This window comes from Vibrio celticus, assembly GCF_024347335.1.
In the GTDB taxonomy this organism is placed as follows: domain Bacteria; phylum Pseudomonadota; class Gammaproteobacteria; order Enterobacterales; family Vibrionaceae; genus Vibrio; species Vibrio celticus.
This window is the reverse complement of sequence record NZ_AP025463.1, coordinates 2,949,070-2,966,294: the sequence shown is the minus strand read 5'-3', so window position 1 is coordinate 2,966,294 and position 17,225 is coordinate 2,949,070. Positions and strand designations below refer to the sequence as shown.

The 17,225-nt window shown below is 43.1% G+C and carries 14 protein-coding genes, 2 tRNA genes, 1 rRNA gene and 1 pseudogene; 9 read left to right on the top strand and 9 right to left on the bottom strand.

All coding sequences use genetic code 11. The features are described from left to right. Positions 1-33: 33 nt before the first annotated feature. The 3 genes from rrf (at position 34) to OCV19_RS13350 (ending at position 405) form a co-directional block, all read left to right on the top strand. Positions 34-149: ribosomal RNA gene (gene rrf / locus OCV19_RS13360) — 5S ribosomal RNA — on the top strand. 67 nt (positions 150-216) lie between these two features. Next, a tRNA-Asp gene (locus tag OCV19_RS13355) sits at positions 217-293 on the top strand. Positions 294-328: 35 nt separating this feature from the next. Continuing rightward, positions 329-405, top strand: a tRNA-Trp gene (locus OCV19_RS13350). Between the two features lie 135 nt (positions 406-540). Here the strand turns inward: OCV19_RS13350 and OCV19_RS13345 are convergent. The 4 genes and pseudogenes from OCV19_RS13345 to OCV19_RS13335 all read right to left on the bottom strand — a co-directional run bounded on the left by OCV19_RS13345 (position 541) and on the right by OCV19_RS13335 (position 3,457). Beyond that, positions 541-1,562: pseudogene (locus tag OCV19_RS13345) on the bottom strand (IS630 family transposase). Positions 1,563-1,590: 28 nt separating this feature from the next. After that, a complete protein-coding gene (locus OCV19_RS24975; protein ID WP_167352298.1) occupies positions 1,591-1,866 on the bottom strand; it encodes a transposase in 276 nt (91 codons plus the stop codon). 28 nt (positions 1,867-1,894) lie between these two features. Then, positions 1,895-2,371 carry an IS630 family transposase gene (locus tag OCV19_RS13340; RefSeq protein WP_017079558.1) on the bottom strand — a complete coding sequence of 159 codons (477 nt, stop codon included), beginning with the start codon at positions 2,369-2,371 and terminating at the stop codon, positions 1,895-1,897. 23 nt (positions 2,372-2,394) lie between these two features. Beyond that, positions 2,395-3,457 (bottom strand): IS630 family transposase gene (locus tag OCV19_RS13335; RefSeq protein WP_139093608.1). Its coding sequence is split into 2 segments (ribosomal slippage): positions 2,395-2,997 and positions 2,999-3,457, totalling 1,062 coding nucleotides; the frame shifts between segments, so codons are not numbered across the junction. Positions 3,458-3,614: 157 nt separating this feature from the next. Between OCV19_RS13335 and mepA the strand changes: the two genes are divergently transcribed. After that, on the top strand, positions 3,615-4,454 hold the full coding sequence (mepA, locus tag OCV19_RS13330; RefSeq protein WP_065677900.1) for a penicillin-insensitive murein endopeptidase: 840 nt from the start codon (positions 3,615-3,617) through the stop codon (positions 4,452-4,454). Between the two features lie 273 nt (positions 4,455-4,727). After that, on the top strand, positions 4,728-5,036 hold the full coding sequence (locus OCV19_RS13325; protein WP_017062536.1) for a hypothetical protein: 309 nt from the start codon (positions 4,728-4,730) through the stop codon (positions 5,034-5,036). 41 nt (positions 5,037-5,077) lie between these two features. Here the strand turns inward: OCV19_RS13325 and OCV19_RS13320 are convergent, their stop codons facing one another. The 3 genes from OCV19_RS13320 to rdgC all read right to left on the bottom strand — a co-directional run bounded on the left by OCV19_RS13320 (position 5,078) and on the right by rdgC (position 7,891). Beyond that, positions 5,078-5,332 carry a YfhL family 4Fe-4S dicluster ferredoxin gene (locus tag OCV19_RS13320; protein WP_004735061.1) on the bottom strand — a complete coding sequence of 85 codons (255 nt, stop codon included), beginning with the start codon at positions 5,330-5,332 and terminating at the stop codon, positions 5,078-5,080. A gap of 34 nt (positions 5,333-5,366) precedes the next feature. Further along, entirely contained in the window at positions 5,367-6,770 is a 1,404-nt protein-coding gene (trhP, locus tag OCV19_RS13315; protein ID WP_019823039.1) for a prephenate-dependent tRNA uridine(34) hydroxylase TrhP, read from the bottom strand. A 206-nt stretch (positions 6,771-6,976) separates the two neighbouring features. Further along, on the bottom strand, positions 6,977-7,891 hold the full coding sequence (gene rdgC / locus OCV19_RS13310) for a recombination-associated protein RdgC (RefSeq protein WP_065677899.1): 915 nt from the start codon (positions 7,889-7,891) through the stop codon (positions 6,977-6,979). Positions 7,892-8,085: 194 nt separating this feature from the next. Here rdgC and phoB point away from each other — a divergent pair, with 194 nt between their 5' ends. The 3 genes from phoB to OCV19_RS13295 are packed head-to-tail and all read left to right on the top strand — an operon-like array spanning position 8,086 to position 11,081. Next, positions 8,086-8,775: a phosphate regulon transcriptional regulator PhoB gene (phoB, locus tag OCV19_RS13305; RefSeq protein ID WP_004735064.1), complete on the top strand. Its 690-nt coding sequence runs from the start codon at positions 8,086-8,088 to the stop codon at positions 8,773-8,775. A gap of 33 nt (positions 8,776-8,808) precedes the next feature. Next, positions 8,809-10,107 (top strand): phosphate regulon sensor histidine kinase PhoR, encoded by a 1,299-nt coding sequence (gene phoR / locus OCV19_RS13300; protein WP_065677898.1) that lies wholly within the window; start codon positions 8,809-8,811, stop codon positions 10,105-10,107. After that, positions 10,104-11,081, top strand: coding sequence for a PstS family phosphate ABC transporter substrate-binding protein (locus OCV19_RS13295; protein ID WP_082153930.1), 978 nt, complete (start codon positions 10,104-10,106; stop codon positions 11,079-11,081). The genes phoR and OCV19_RS13295 overlap by 4 nt, the downstream gene beginning before the upstream one ends. A gap of 89 nt (positions 11,082-11,170) precedes the next feature. Here the strand turns inward: OCV19_RS13295 and ppx are convergent, their stop codons facing one another. Both ppx and ppk1 read right to left on the bottom strand, forming a co-directional pair. Then, positions 11,171-12,682 (bottom strand): exopolyphosphatase, encoded by a 1,512-nt coding sequence (gene ppx, locus OCV19_RS13290; protein WP_065677897.1) that lies wholly within the window; start codon positions 12,680-12,682, stop codon positions 11,171-11,173. After that, a complete protein-coding gene (gene ppk1, locus OCV19_RS13285; protein WP_065677896.1) occupies positions 12,673-14,769 on the bottom strand; it encodes a polyphosphate kinase 1 in 2,097 nt (698 codons plus the stop codon). The genes ppx and ppk1 overlap by 10 nt, the downstream gene beginning before the upstream one ends. A gap of 200 nt (positions 14,770-14,969) precedes the next feature. On the opposite strand from ppk1, the gene OCV19_RS13280 reads away from it, so the two are divergent. Beyond that, a complete protein-coding gene (locus OCV19_RS13280) occupies positions 14,970-17,186 on the top strand; it encodes an ABC transporter permease subunit (RefSeq protein WP_065677895.1) in 2,217 nt (738 codons plus the stop codon). Positions 17,187-17,225: the final 39 nt, after the last annotated feature.

Here is a 17,225-nt window from a genome sequence, read left to right as displayed (position 1 = left end):
TTTTTAAAAAACTGAAAGTAAAAGCAAAATTTGCTTGGCGACCATAGCATTGTGGACCCACCTGATTCCATGCCGAACTCAGAAGTGAAACACAATAGCGCCGATTGTAGTGTGGGGCTTCCCCATGTGAGAGTAGGACATCGCCAGGCTTTAAATTAAATCTTTAGGTTGACCGACCTGGGGATATGGACGCTCACTTAGTGAGTTGACCACTGCGGAGTGGTAGTTCAGTTGGTTAGAATACCGGCCTGTCACGCCGGGGGTCGCGGGTTCGAGTCCCGTCCACTCCGCCACTTATTCAGAGTTTCAGCTCTTTAAAACTGAAAATAGGGGTGTAGCTCCAATTGGCAGAGCAGCGGATTCCAAATCCGCGTGTTGGGAGTTCGAATCTCTCCACCCCTGCCATATTTAAGGCTCTAGTCGAAAGACTAGAGCCTTTTTGATTTCCTGGAGTTTGATAAATTACAGAAAGTAGTTTGGTATAAACAGCCCATTACGCTTTATCATACCAATCCGGAAAATTAATACCAATTCCATTAATTAACTTATCAATCTAGTCCAGTCTCTAAAGCAGAGAGATTGGACTCTGCGTTTATCTTCACAAAAACTGTTCCAAGCTTCGCACACCGAGTTCACTATATCGTTATAGTTCTCAAAACACCGATTCGCTAACCTGTACTGACGAAGCCATTGCCAAACTTGCTCTATTGGGTTTAATTCTGGTGAATAGGGCGGGATATGGATTATCGTGATGTTCTTAAAGTGATTGGCTAAGTGTGTTTGATGCCAGCTTGCTTGATCCATAATAATCACTGAGTGTTTACCAATAGGTGTCGCCGTTGAGATCAATTCAAGGTGCTTCGTCATGGCTTCCATGTTGCTTAGCGGTGAAACAATCGCTTCAGCTTCGCCCGTATTGACACAAATAGCTCCAAACAAATAAGCGTACTCAAATTGCTGCTGTTGAACGGCTCTAGGTCGAGTTCCTTTTTCAGCCCAAATCTTGGTTGTGGTATTGCGCTGACCAAATCTAGCTTCGTCTTGAAACCAAACAAGTACTTCTTGTAAGTGGATATGGCCAGGGATCTTAAGGATCGTTTCTATTTGGAATTTTTTTAAAAGACTCTTGGGTTTCTTCTGATTGTTTTGGGTGCTTTGAACGCGTTGTTATCCAGCTCAAGTTAAGTTCATGCAACAAGCGGTATATACCGGATGGTTGGTAAGAAACGTCAAATTCATCAAAGATGAATTGTGCGATATCACTCCCTTGTAAACGCCCACCTTCAGGTTTTATCGCATTTGAAGTGACGTATTCTTTAAGGTGTGCTTTTGCTCAGTAGTCAGTCTGGAAGGCCTTCCCGTATGAGGTTTTCTGTTAGTCCCTCAACGCCATAATCGAGATAGGCTTTTATCCATTTGTTCACACTAAGACGACTGACTTTAAGAAATGAAGCGATTTCAGTTCGATTTTTACCATCAATAAAGTGAGATGCGGCGAGTAATCTTAGTCTTAACCTAGCGTTGGAGGTTGTGCTGATAAGTTTTGATAAATCTGAGTTCATATAGACTCCTTTCAGAGTCCATATTAGATCACAAATTTAATGGAATTGGTATAACCACGGAATGTTTACCTCTAGGGGTCGCCGTTGAGATTAATTCAAGATGCTTCGTCATTGCTTCCATGTTGCTTAACGGTGAAACAATAGCTTCAGCTTCGCCTGTATTGATACAAACGGCTCCAAACAAATAAGCGTACTCAAATTGTTGCTGTTGAACGGCTCTAGGTCGAGTTCCTTTTTCTGCCCAAATCTTGGTTGTGGTATTGCGTTGACCAAATCTAGCTTCATCTTGAAACCAAACAAGCACTTCTTTTAAGTGAATATGCCCAGGGATCTTAAGGATCGTTTCTATTGGGAATTTTTTTAAAAGATTCTTGAGCTTCTTCTGATTGTTTTGGGTGCTTTGAACGTGTCGTTATCCAACTCAAATTAAGTTCATGCAGCAAGCGGTATACACCCGATGGTTGGTAAGATATATCAAATTCATCAAGGATGAATTGTGTGATGTCACTCCCTTGTAAGCGCCCACCCTCAGGTTTTATTGCATTTGAAGTGACGTATTCTTTAAGATGTTTTTTTTGCTCAATAGTGAGTCTGGAAGGTCTTCCTGTATGAGGTTTTTCTACTAACCCTTCAACACCAAAATCAAGATAGGCCTTGATCCATTTATTCACACTGAGACGACTGACTTTAAGAAATGACGCGATTTCAGTTCGATTTTTACCATCGATAAAGTGAGAGACAGCGAGTAATCTTAGCCTCAACCTCGCGTTGGAGGTTGCGCCGATAAGTTTTGATAAATCTGAGTTCATATAGGCTCCTTTCAGAGTCTATATTAGATCATGAATTTAATGGAATTGGTATAACTGATCAGGTCAATCCAATCTCTTGTACACATTTTTGTGACGCGATCTTTGCACTCAAGAAATCCATTCCAGGCGCTACAGACCTTCGAAACAATATCGTTATAATCAATGAAGTTTTGGTTTGCTAGATAGTGTTGCCTTAACCAACTCCACACTTGCTCTATAGGGTTAAGCTCTGGTGAGTATGGCGGCAATTTGATAATACTGACATTATCAAATGGGTTAGCAATATCATCGGTATGCCATCCTGCTCCATCCATTATTACCACTGAATGACGGTCTTTTTCTGTGACTTTAGATATCTGCTCTAGATGGTTTATCATGATGTCTTTGTTAACCCAAGGGACGACCATTGCCTCACCAATCCCTCTCGATGGGCACACTGAGCCAAACAAATAAGCGTATTCAAATTGCTGCTGTTTTACTACGCGAGGTCTCGTTCCACGAGTAGCCCAAAGACGTGTTGTTGTGTTCTGCTGACCAAACCTAGCTTCGTCTTGAAACCAGACATCAACACTCTCTAGCCCAATATGCCCGGGGATCTTAAGGATCGTTTCGATTTGGAATTTTTTTAAAATCGTCTTGTATTTGCTGTGATTGTTTAGGGTGTTTGGAACGAGAAGTTATCCAAGAAAAACCCATGTGGTCGAGGAGATAATAGATGGAATTAGGGTGGTAGTGCTTGTCAAAGTGTTTAACGATGTAGTCATGAATATCGCTTCCAACAAGGCGGCCACCAGAAGGTGATTCAGCTTCTTTTTTTATGAAGGCACTGAGTTGAGCCCGCTGCTCATCGGTGAGGTATGCAGGCCTACCAGTCCGAGGTTTTTCTTGAAGTCCTTCTAGGCCTTCTTCAAAAAAAATCCGAACCCATTTATTGACACTGATTCGACTGACTTTGAGAGATTTTGCAATTTGTGTACGAGAGAGGCCGTCTTTAAAGTGTGCGAGCGCAAGTAAACGCATCTTCATCTGAATGGTTTTTTGCTGGCTCGCAAGCTTTTTGAAGTCAGTGTTATTAAGGCTATCCATGGCTAAATTTCACAATAATTCATCAATCTTAATTAGATCACATTTTTACTTTAATTGGTATAATTCACTAGCTACCACCAAAAACTTAAGTACGATATGCACCTAATCCTAAATGGCGACTAATATAATGAGTAAGCGTCAGTAATTTGGGATTATTATGAGGTTCTTTTTTGCACTGGTTGTATTCTTTTGTTCATTTTCTCTATCAGCAACTTCGTGGGAAAAAGAGAGTCACCCTACTAAAAATTCACCCTCATCAATTGGAAGCTATGCCAATGGCTGTCTAGACGGCGCGCAGGCTTTGCCTATTAATGGTTTGGGGTATCAGATCATTCGCCCTCAAAGAGAGCGCTACTATGGCCATACAGAAGCTATAAAGTTTATTGAGAGGTTAGGTGTCACGACCAGCGAGAAACTCAATACTAATTTATTGATCGGTGATATTTCTCTTCCTAGAGGAGGGCGCTTTTCTTCGGGTCATTCAAGTCATCAAACAGGGTTAGATATCGATATATGGTTAAGGTTAACCAGTAAGAGGTTGTCAGAGAACGAGTTAGCTGTGCCTAAACCTGTGAGCGTTGTGGATCTTACCAACTACAAATTGCGTGAATCGAATTGGAGCGATGATCATTTTCAAGTTATTCGTTATGCAGCGAAAGATGAAAAAGTGGTGCGTATTTTTGTTCATCCAGTGATTAAGCAAACCCTTTGTGAACAAGAAAAACCTGAAACTAATGATAGAGCTTGGTTAGGTAAAATAAGACCTTGGTGGGGACATCATTCCCACTTTCACGTTCGTTTAAAGTGTCCTGAAGGCAGCTCAAACTGCATAGCTCAAGCGAGCCCTCCTAAAGGTGATGGTTGCGGAGATGAACTTGCAAGTTGGGCTCCACAGACTGTTCCAGTTCCACCTCCTAAAAAAGTAGCGAAAACTAAGAAAAAGAAAAAAGTTAAAGTGATGCCAAGTCAATGTTTTTCCTTGATATCTGAGAAGTAACCCTATTTATCGAGGCTTTTTACAGTGGTACTGCCACTGGTTTTTTCGATTCTAAAACTGGAGAAACATCACACTTTTGTCTAGAGTTTATAAACACGAGATTAAGAACATCGTTTGATATTAATAAAAGCAATAACGGTATCAGTAAGGGCGATGGCGAATTTGACAAGGTTTGGTCAGGGATTGAGTGTTTTGGGGTGAAAGATGCGGCTTATATGCAGTATGCGAAATCAGAGTCTGATACCCGTCGATAGATAATTCAAGGATAAGACTATGACTATGATTTGTGCGAAGGAATTTTCAGAATGGTTAAGACATAGGTTCAACGCTGAAAGCTCGGGTATTTCAATTTCAAGAGATGACATCAATCAGCTAACAGGCAGACAACGTTTAGATCCTAGTTTCGTCAACGATGTTCACTATGAATTGATGCAGTATGGAATGGCATTTGTGACCGATACCAGCAGGGAAAACTTTTATCTTGTTCCGATAGCTCAATCAATAAACTGGCGAGAACGACTCGAATATCAATTTGAAAAAGAGCTCTTCTGCAATATTTATCCAATCGGAAAATCAGGATGAAAAAAAGGTTCAACTTATGGTTAAGTTGAACCTTTCTTCTTTTAGGTCAAGCCTTGAATGATAACAAACTTCTCGAGTAGCTCGTCATCAGTTTCAATATGGTTTGGGTCAGTGATTATGCATTTTGTAATCGGGCACACTGACTGACATGTCGGCTTTTCATAGTGACCTTTACACTCTGTACATAAATCTGGATCGATCTCGAAGATACTGTCACCCATAGTGATTGCACCATTTGGGCATTCAGGATCACACATATCGCAGTTTATGCACTTGTCAGTAATTAACAGAGCCATTGTTTTCTTCTCAAGTAAGTCGCTTAAGTGAAAATTATTTGCCTGATGCGTTACGTGTATCTTGGCCTTCGCTCAAGTTGCGCATCAGCAAGCCGTACTCTAGATCTAGATCTGCTGGTACAGGAATAAATACAAAGTGACCGTTACCTTTCGCATCATCTACCGCTTCAGATTTGCGGTTTTCCATAACTTCCAGTTTGAAAACAACGTTACCTTTCGGTGTCATCATCTCTAAGCTATCGCCTACTAGGAACTTGTTCTTCACCTCTACTTCCGCTAGATCGCCACGGCGTTTACCTGTGAATTCACCAACAAATTGTTGAGTGTCAGAGATAGAGTAACCGTACTCGTAGTTTTGGTAAGTATCGTGAGTATGACGACGTAAGAAGCCCTCAGTGTAACCACGGTGAGCTAGGCTCTCTAGTGTACCCATTAGGCTTTCATCGAATGGTTTGCCTGCCACTGCATCGTCAATAGCTTTACGGTAAACCTGAGCAGTACGTGCACAATAGTAGAAAGACTTAGTACGACCTTCAATCTTCAGAGAGTGAACACCCATCTTCGTTAGGCGCTCAACGTGTTGGATTGCACGAAGGTCTTTTGAGTTCATTATGTAAGTACCATGCTCATCTTCAAACGCTGCCATTTTCTCTTCTGGCTTGTGTGATTCAGAAAGCAGAACCACTTCGTCTGTTGGTTTACCAAGACCTAGAGTGTTGTCTGGACGTTCATCTTGAACTTCAACTTCTTGAATAGCGACACCAGTTGGATTAGCTTCAACGATCTGACCGTTTTCGTCTTCTTTCGCTGCTTCTGTTTTGTATTCCCAACGACAAGCGTTAGTGCAAGTACCTTGGTTTGGATCGCGTTTGTTCATGTAACCAGAAAGCAGACAACGGCCTGAGTAAGCCATGCAAAGAGCACCGTGAACAAAGATCTCTAGCTCTGTTTCTGGGCAGTGTTCGCGAATCTCTTCGATCTCTTCAAGCGATAGCTCACGAGATAGGATTACACGCTCAACGCCTTGGGTTGACCAGAACTTAACGGTCGCCCAGTTTACTGCGTTTGCTTGAACCGAAAGGTGGATTGGCATTTCAGGGAAGGCTTCACGAACCATCATGATAAGACCAGGATCTGACATGATAAGCGCGTCAGGGCCCATATCTACAACTGGTTTAAGGTCGCGAATGAATGTTTTTAATTTAGAGTTGTGCGGCTGAATGTTACATACAACATATAACTTTTTGCCTTGAGCATGAGCTTCATCGATACCAATTTGTAGGTTTTCGTGATTGAACTCGTTGTTACGAACGCGAAGGCTGTAACGTGGCTGGCCTGCGTATACTGCATCTGCGCCGTAGGCGAATGCGTAACGCATGTTTTTGAGGCTTCCTGCCGGTGATAATAGTTCAGGTACAAATGGTTTTTGTGTAGTCATTGCTTCGTTCTCTAATCTGATCTCAAGTCAGGTTGATACCACCAAGTGATATCAAAGGGGCGCAAATTTTACGCTAAAATGAGTTTGGTTGATAGCCCTAAAGATAGCAATGACATTAACAAGAGGGTAGAGAGGCCGATATAAGTGAGAACTTAGTGAGAAATAAGCCCAGATACCGTTAGCACCTGAGCTTATAGTTTGACTGATTAAGCGTTAGGTTGAGTTAACCCGCCTAATGATTCAAATAGGTTTGGAAGGAAAACACTGAACTCACCACAAAGTAGAGAGAAGTCTGCATCAAAACGCGCAGCTTGATCTTCACGAGGAATATCGTCGTTTTCGTCTTTGAGCTCATCACTGAATTTTAGGCGTTTGATGCTGCCATCTTCTGCAAGAATGAACTCAATACGGTCTTGCCAGTTGATAAGAAGTTTCGTCACCATCTTATTGGCTTCGATGTGGTTTTTAATCTCATCAGCTTCTAGTTCTTGTTTCTTAACTCGAACAATACCGCCGTCTTCTTGAATAGATTTTAGTTCTGCTTCATCAAGCATAGTGATGCCTTGAGGCGTATCACCTGATTTCACCCATTCTGTAAGAGTCGTTTCGATCGCTTGCTCTGGAATAGCTGGCACTACGGGCAGGCTACCCATTGTCTTACGTAGCAATGCTAATACATCTTCTGCTTTTTTGTAGCTGCTCGCATCAATCACAATGAAACCTTCTTTTGGCATGATCAGCGCGTAAGTGAAGTTGCTGCGGCTAAATGCACGAGGAAGTAGGTCAATGATGATGTCTTCTTTTAGGCTGTCTTTCTCTTTCTTTTTCAGAGGTGTACCAGACTCTGCCTCAAGCGTTTCTACTTTTGTGTTCAATGATTCTTTGATCACAGAAGCGGGTAGCATTTTCTCTTCTTTCTTTGCACAGATAAGAATGCGGTTTTCTGATACGTGCGTCATCATATCGCCATGTCTACCCATTGCGTGTACCCAACCAAACTTCTGTTTGTCTTGGCTACCACAAGGAGTAAAACGGAATTCTTCAAGTTGTTTCTCTAGCTGATCTGCGTTGAAATCAATATCACGGTTGAAGCGATAGACTAGGCAATTTTTAAACCACATAAATTTTTCTCATACCTTTTTAGAAGTGCTTCATGATATGAGATCTAATTCGATTTGTCCCTAGCTCTGTATCAAAAGTTATAAAGTGAAATGTTTGAGACAGTTATATGAAAATTTGTTTTCAAAGGTCACAAAAGTGTCATAATTAACTCAGATAATGCAATGCGTTGATTAAATACAAAGGCTATTCAATTATGTCGAGAAGGATTCTGGTCGTTGAAGATGAAGCACCTATTCGTGAGATGCTGTGTTTCGTGCTTGAACAAAAAGGCTACCAAGCAGTAGAGGCTGAAGATTACGATACAGCGGTAAACAAGCTATGTGAACCTTTCCCAGATCTAGTATTACTAGATTGGATGCTACCTGGTGGTAGCGGGATAAACTTTATCAAGCACATGAAGCGTGAAGAGTTAACTCGCAACATCCCAGTGGTGATGCTAACGGCTCGTGGAGAAGAAGAAGATAAGGTTCGTGGTTTAGAAGTAGGCGCTGATGACTACATCACCAAGCCATTTTCTCCAAAAGAGCTTGTCGCTCGCCTGAAAGCGGTTATTCGCCGTGTAACGCCTACCGCACTGGAAGACGTGATTGATGTGCAAGGCCTTAAGTTAGACCCTGTTTCTCACCGCGTTACTGCAAGCGAAGGTCCGGTTGATATGGGACCAACAGAGTTCAAAATGTTGCACTTCTTTATGACACACCAAGAGCGTGTGTACAGCCGAGAGCAACTGCTGAATAACGTTTGGGGCACCAACGTTTACGTTGAAGACCGTACCGTTGACGTACATATTCGACGCCTGCGTAAAGCACTTGAATCTGCAGGTCACGACAAGCTAATCCAAACGGTTCGCGGCGCGGGCTACCGTTTTTCTACAAAGGCTTAGTGTGGCTTCGCTACCCAGTTTACGGAGTCCTGAATGGTTGAAAAGTTAACCTGGAAAAAGCTGGCTTGGGAGCTGGCTTTTTTTTACGCACCTTGGATTTTAGTTGGATGGATATTCGGCTACCTACCTTGGTTACTGCTGGCTGCTACGGTGTTGCAGCTCGGCTGGCATCTACATAATCAAATGCGTTTGTCCGCATGGTTGTGGGATGAGAAGCGTCTAACGCCACCATCAGGTTCTGGGAACTGGGAATCTTTGTTCAACGGTATTTATCGTATGCAGCAGAGACAGCGTCGCAAACGTAAAGAGCTGACCAACCTAATCCGCCGTTTCAGAAACGGTGCAGAATCCCTTCCCGATGCCGTTGTGGTATTTCGTGGAGAAGGGAATATTGTTTGGTGTAACAAGCTAGCTCAGTACTTACTTGGGTTTCGCTGGCCAGACGATTCAGGGCAACCGATTTCTAACTTGATCCGCACGCCGGACTTCATCAAGTATCTTAATAAACAAGATTTTTCAGAACCGTTAGAGATGCCTTCGCCACTTAACGTGGAACGTATGCTTGAGCTTCGTATCGTGCCATATACTGAAGGTGAACACCTAATGGTGGTACGTGATGTTACTCAGCTAAAGCAGCTAGAAGGCATGCGTCGTAACTTCTTTGCTAACGTTTCTCACGAGCTACGTACTCCAATGACCGTACTTCAGGGTTACCTTGAAATGACGGAAGATCCAGACATGGTCGTTGGCCCTATGTGGCCTAAGGCTCATGGTGTGATGACCGAGCAATTGAATCGTATGAACAGTCTGGTCAATCAGCTATTAACACTTTCAAAAATCGAAGCGGCGCCGATGCATGAGCTCGATGAAGTGGTGAACGTTCCGGCGATGCTTGAGGTTCTTGAAAAAGAAGCGGCAAGCCTAAGTGGTGAGCGAGAGCATAAGCTTGAGTTTGATATCGATAAGAGCCTACGCGTTCTCGCTGATGAAGATCAGTTGAGAAGTGCGATATCGAATCTGGTTTACAACGCAGTGAAATACACACCACCGGGCGCGACGGTGAAAGTGCGTTGGTACCAGACCAGTCAAGGTGCGTGTTTGGATGTGTCAGACACCGGAGACGGTATCGAACCACAACACTTACATCGACTCACAGAGCGTTTCTATCGTGTAGATAAAGCACGCTCACGTGATACAGGTGGTAGTGGTCTTGGATTGGCGATTGTGAAACATGCGCTTAGTCACCATGACTCACATTTAGAAATTCAAAGTGAGGTGGGTGTCGGTAGTCGATTTCATTTCACATTGCCAAATCGACTGACAGTGTCATGAGTTGTTTGACACGCAGGATGCGTTTGCCAGTCAGCTCATTATTAGCGTTTGCTTTGGTTAACCCTGCTCATGCAGAACAGAGTGTCGATTCTCTTCCTGATTATTCTAAGGTTCCGGGGATTTCTGGGAGCTTATTATCGGTAGGTTCGGATACCTTAGCGGGTATGACGACGTTATGGGTGGAAGAGTTTAAATCTTACTATCCAAATGTTAACGCTCAAGTCCAAGCATCCGGTTCTTCTACTGCGCCTCCAGCCTTAACAGAAGGTACTGCTCATCTGGGGCCTATGAGTCGTCCGATGCGCTTGCGAGAAATTGAAGCGTTTGAAAGAGAGCATGGTTATAAGCCGACAGCACTGCGAGTGGCGATCGATGCGATTGGGCTTTTTGTGCACCGAGATAACCCTATTGAGGGGCTCAATTTTCGCCAGATTGATGGCATCTTTTCAGAGACATTACGCTGTGGTGCGACTAAACCACTGAACGATTGGCAAGATCTAGGCGTCGACCAACCTTGGGCGAAACATCGATTCCAACTGTTTGGACGTAACTCCGTTTCGGGAACCTATGGCTATTTCAAACAAAACGCATTATGCGGTGGTGACTTTAAAAACCGAGTCAATGAGCAGCCAGGTTCCGCATCGGTTGTACAGTCGGTCGCATCATCAATCAGCGGCATAGGTTACTCAGGCATTGGTTATCGTGTCGCTGGCGTTAAGCTAATTCCTATTGCTGAGTATGGCTCTGATTATGTAGAGCCGACTCGAGCGAATATCTTAAGCGGTGATTATCCTCTTTCGCGCTTTCTTTACGTATACGTGAATAAGCACCCAGATAAACCACTTTCTCCTGTTGAGAGAGAGTTCCTCACTTTTGTGTTCTCAAAGCAAGGGCAAGAACTGGTAGAGAAAGATGGTTATTTAGCGATACCGTCTGAGTTCGCTGAGCAAGAACTGGCAAAAATCGGACTTTGATTTAGGTACTATGAACGTAGAAATTTAACGCAGAAACCTAACGTATGAACAGCTTGCTAGCCGCAGGCTGTTTTTATTTTGTCGGCGCATTATTCAAGCTTCAACGACCATCCAGTATCTTGCCAGCGTCGTTGTTCTTCTTTGAGTTCATAATCAAGCAGTTGATTTTCAGCTAACCAGTCGATTGTGTCTCCTTCTAAACACCAATTCTCATCTTGCTCAATGGTTAACTTTACATTCGGTATTGGCGATTGGCTTCGCTGTCGATTGAGTAGGATTGCTATCCTCAGTATTCGAATTAACAACGCTATCTGCCCTGAATTGAATAGCATGAAATCCGGTAAGTCATTAAGCTTTATAGTTTTTCTTTGATAGCGAACTAATGTTGAGATCAGACGCTGCTGCTCAGTATTGAAGCCTGGCATTGTCGTATGCTTAAGCAGATAGGCCGAATGGCGGTGATAGCCTTGAAATGCAATGCTTTGTCCAACCTCATGAAGCAATGCTGTCCAACCAACCAGATCATACAGCTCATTAGTGACTGTAGTAGTCACTTGAGGCTGCACTTGTTTCAATAATGCAAGTGCGAGTACTTTGACTTTCTGGCCATGAACTACGTCAACATGGTATCGAGAGACAAGCGTTTCGGCGGTTCTTGTTCGAACATCAATATCTTTAAACCGATCTTCCATGTCATAAAGCACCCCTTCTCTTAAGGCGCTATCGGAGAAATGCAATTCATTGATGTTTAGCATATCCATAGCTGCTGAAAGAATCGTGACTCCAGCGGCAAACACCGGCTTTCTTTCATCGCTTAAACCTGAAAGGTCTAATCCCTTAGATGATGGAAATTCACATAAGTGGTTCTTCAAATAGGATAGGCGTTGCGGCGTAATGAGACCATCGGTGAACCCTAAGCCAATGAGTACCTCTTTTATTGATTTGGCGGTACCTGATGAACCAAAGGCAACTTCCCAAGAGATTTGTTTGTATTCTTCAATTAATGGCATCAACAGGCGAGTAGCAGAGACATAAGCATCGGAGAAGTGCTGTGATGTCAGCCCTCCATCGGCAAAGAAGTGCTGAGTAAAACTGACGCATCCCATCGGTAAGCTACGCATTATTTGGGGTGTAAAGCCTTGCCCTGCGACGAGTTCGGTACTCCCTCCACCGATATCAATAACTAATTTGGATTCGGAAGCGGCTTGAGTGTGCTCTACGCCGTTATAGATAATTCGAGCTTCTTCTTGACCTGAGATGATCTCTATTGGAAAAGGAAACAATGGTTTAGCTTGCTCTAAGAAGTCTTTGGTATTTTTGGCCTTTCTTAGGGTATGAGTCGCGACGACTCTGACATCATCAAGTTCAAAATCCGCTAGTCGTTCTGCGAATACCTTGAGGCACTCCAAACCTCGCTCGATAGCGCTTTCGGATAAGAAGTTACGCTCATCCAACCCATCGCCTAATCTCACTTTCTGTTTATGTCTGCTGACTAATTGCAGGTGTTGATCGAATACTCGGGCAACCACCATGTGAAAGCTGTTCGAACCCAAGTCGATAGCGGCAATACATCGAGAATGTTTGTTATCAATTAGCGGCATGATTTCTTCTCTTGTTTGTACTTCTTGCGAGCAAGTTTCTCCATACGTTTAATATAGTGGTAAGTGGAGAGTTGTGACGTCGGGTAATCAAGTGGGTTTGCTGGTGGTTGTATGTAAGGGTTGCTCATCGCTTGGTCTAGCACTCGAGCTTTGTTGCTGTCATCAAAATGAAACTCAGTGATATCGATAATGGTTTGCTTGATCTTTGGATCTAAAATTGGAGTGGCGACTTCGATCCGATGATCGAAGTTTCGCGTCATCCAGTCAGCGGAAGATATATAGACTTTCGGCTTTCCAGCGTTACCAAAGATCATCACTCTTGGGTGTTCGAGAAAACGATCGACCACACTGACAATCTCAATATGGTCACTGATGTTGGGTATGCCAAGGACAAGAGAGCACATGCCACGAATGACCATTCTCACTTTTACATTGGCTTGGCTGGCCTGATAGAGCTTCTCAATGATCTCTCGGTCGACCAAATTGTTGAGTTTTAGAGTGATGCTTGCAGGCTTGCTCTCCATCGCGTTTTGTACTTCATTATCTATCAACTGATACAGACGTTTTCTTGTATTCTTCGGTGACACAATCAGTTGTTTGAACTGTGATTTTTGATAAGGGTTTTCAATATACTTAAAGACTTGTCTCACCTCTTGGGTCAAATCTTCATTCGCAGTGAGCAGAGAAAAATCGGTATACACGCGCGCTGTTACTTCATGAAAGTTACCGGTGCCAATATGGGCGTAATGCGCCGTATGCTTGCCTTCTTTCCGTTTAACGAGCAGCAGTTTGGAGTGGACTTTCAAACTTGGGATGCCATGGATGACTTTTATACCGGCTTCTTGAAGTTTCTTTGTCCACTGAATATTGGCTTGTTCATCAAAGCGAGCTTGCAGCTCGACAACCACTGTGACCTTTTTTCCATTGTGCGCCGCATCGATGATTGAGCTAAGGAGTTTTGAGCCCTCTGCAACACGATAAACGTTTATTTTGATGGAGGTTACCTTCGGGTCAAAGGAGGCTTGCCTAACCAGTTCAGTGATGTGACTAAAGGTGTGATAAGGGTAATGGAGTAAAATGTCACGAGCTTTGATCGCTTCGAAATAGTTTGGGTAATGGCTGAAATGCGCGCACTTAATCGCGGGTAGCGAGCGATTAACTAAATCACGTCGGTTAAGACTTGGGAACTCAGAGAAATGTTTGAAGTTGTGGTAGCGACCTCCGGCGATAACACTGTCGTAGTCAGATAGTTTTAGTCTGACTTGTAAGAAACTGAGCATTTCAGCTGGCATCTCTGACTCATAGATCAGACGTATCGGCAGTGCCGTTAAGCGCTGTTCTAAACCTAAAGACATCGATTCTAATAGGTTATTTTCATTGTCCTCTTGCAGATCATAATCGGCATCACGTGTCATTTTTATCGCAAAACAACGCAATGAGTCATACTCAAAGAATCCTTTAAGCAAGTCATCCAAACAAAATCGAACTATATTATCTAACAAGATCAGAGTTGTACGCTGCGAACCCGAAGCTTCCGGTAACTTAACAAATCGAGGGAGTGTCTCTGATGGGATTTCGAGTAAGACATATTGAGATGATGTCTCACGCTCGATGTCGATGGCTAAGTAACTTTGTTCATCTTTGAGAATATTGAGTAACGGGCTATCTTCGTTCAAGAGAAGAGGAGTTAAGTGTGGCAGCACTTTTTTCTTAAAGTACTTTTTTATCCAGCCACTTTGTTCTTCACTTATTTGCTTTTCGTTGACCAGAAAAATACGATTGCGTGCCAATTCCAGTAGCAAGTCGTTATACAGTTCATGGAATTGAGCATCGAGCTTGCTCGCTTTACTCTGCATTTGAGTAAGTAAGGTTTTTGGCGAGTTGGAGGTTAGTTGTGGATCTTGGAGTAAGATCTTTCGCTTCACATCAGCAAATCGGACTTTGTAAAACTCATCGAGGTTTTTCGAGTAAATACCTAAAAAACGAACTCTTTCGATTAAGGGAACTGACTTGTCTGCCGCTTCTTGGAGAACTCTTTCGTTGAAGGATAACCAGCTAAGTTCTTTTGTGACATAGTCTTTTTTCATCGAGATGAGAATCCTTGAGTACTGGCTATAGAGCTGATTACTTTAAATTAGAATGGCAAAATGCACAAAATCTATGATCTTACTTTAGGAAATATGGCTAACAAACTTGTTATTAGTTTCAGTTGTTTAACGTAACTTGTAATATAATTGTCATCTAACGTACATATTATGTCAGTAGCTAAAAAAAGGTAGATAAACAGATGGCTTCAGCCCAATTTTCATTGAAAGAGCGCGACAAAAAAAGATGGTTGAAAGATCGTCTCGTCCGTTTTTCGGTGACATGCGGCGCGGTCAGTGTTCTAGCTGCCCTAGTATTGATCTTTGTTTACTTGGCAATGGTCATTTTACCGGTATTTTCAGATACTGGTTTAGAGACAGACCAAGCCGTGAAGAGCGTTGCCGTAGAAAAGCCTATCGTCTTATCGGTTGATGAATATGGTCAGCATGCATTTACTATCGAAAAATCTGGCTTGGTACAGTTTTGGGACTTAGAGTCTCAAAATACACACTCTTACTTTGAGCGTGATATTGTAGCCAACCCCATCGCCTTTTCTCGAAATACCCCATCTGAAAATTGGTTTGCCTTTGCCGACAGCGCAAGCAATCTTACTTTTTTCTATCCTGAGTATAGTGCGCCTGTGCTGAAAAAGGGCAGCGAAGCCGAGCCTAAAATTGAGCAAATCACTCTCCCTGAACCGTTTTTAAATGATGAGTCATCAAATGAGGCAACGATCGACAAATTCGCGTTCTCTAAAAATGGACGTGGAATTACGGTTGTCGCTCAGTTAAGTGACCAACGAGTCTTGGTTAAGTGGTATCAGAGTGACCTTACTGGTCAGTATGTTTTTCAGAAGAGCCAATGGCTTTCGGATAAACTGGGTTTGCAACAGCAACTGCTTGTCACACCTGATGGGCAAACTTTATACCTACGAGCACAATCGGACTTGGTTGTTTTGAAACTATCAGATAACGGTTTTGATGTTCGTGAAGTGATTGATCTTAGCTTAAATGATGCAAAGCATTCTGTGAAAAGTATCGATTTACTGTCTGGAGCTTATTCGTTGTTGGTTACGCATGAGGACGGACAGGTTTCTCAATGGTTCGATGTACTCAAAGATGAAAAACGTAGCCTGACCCATATTCGAGACTTCCAACTTGCAGAACAAGTGCAATTTATTCTTCCTGATACTTATAGAAAGGGTTTTTATAGTTTCTATAAGAACGGCACATTACAAAGCCACTATACGACCAGTGAAAAGCTGTCGTTGTTTGAACGAGCCTTTGATAAATCACCACAATTAGCCGCTATGTCTGCTAATGAACTGCATCTGGCGACCTTGATTGATGGCACCATCAGTGTGGCTAAAGTCGACAATGAATATCCACAGATCTCATTCTCATCGCTTTGGCAAAAGGTCTGGTATGAAAGTTACCCGGAACCGCAATACGTTTGGCAATCAACGTCGGCGAACGATGACTTTGAAGAGAAATTCAGTTTAGTCCCTATCACGTTCGGTACTATCAAAGCCGCTCTGTTTGCGATGATGTTTGCTGTGCCAGTTGCTGTGCTCGGAGCTATTTACACCGCTTACTTTATGTCTCCACGCATGCGAAGAGTGGTGAAGCCTTCGATAGAGTTGATGGAAGCACTTCCAACTGTGATCATCGGATTCTTGGCCGGGCTTTGGTTTGCTCCAATCGTCGAGACACATTTAACAGCTGTCTTCTCATTAATGGTGCTATTGCCACTTAGCACACTGTTGACTGGACTTGTTTGGTTCTGTTTACCGAAGATGGTAACGGGTCGCTTCTCTAATGGTTGGCACGCGCTGATATTGATTCCAGTATTGGTGATTACAGTGGTTGCCGTGTTTGCTGGTGGAAGCAACATTGAAGCCTTATTATTCGGTGGTGATATTCGTACCTTCTTGGCCAGCTATGGCATCGACTTTGACCAACGCAATGCGCTGGTGGTTGGTTTTGCTATGGGCTTTGCGGTCATCCCTACGATTTTCACTATTGCGGAAGATGCTATTTTCTCTGTACCTAAACACTTATCTGATGGCTCATTAGCGTTGGGTGCGACGGCGTGGCAGACGCTTATTTATGTGGTGTTATTGACGGCGAGTCCAGGTATCTTTTCTGCAGTTATGATGGGCCTAGGGCGAGCAGTTGGTGAAACCATGATCGTCTTGATGGCGACAGGTAACACTCCAATTCTTGACTGGAATATTTTGGAAGGGATGAGAACGTTATCGGCAACGATTGCTGTCGAACTACCAGAATCAGAGGTGGGTGGTTCTCACTTCCGCTTGTTGTTCTTAGCGGCACTCTTGTTGTTTATTTTCACGTTCGCGGTGAACTCAGTCGCAGAGTGGGTTAGACAAAGATTGAGAGATAAATATCGTGCGCTGTAGTTTTCAAGGTTTACCTCAATGTGTATCAATGGCTTTTAG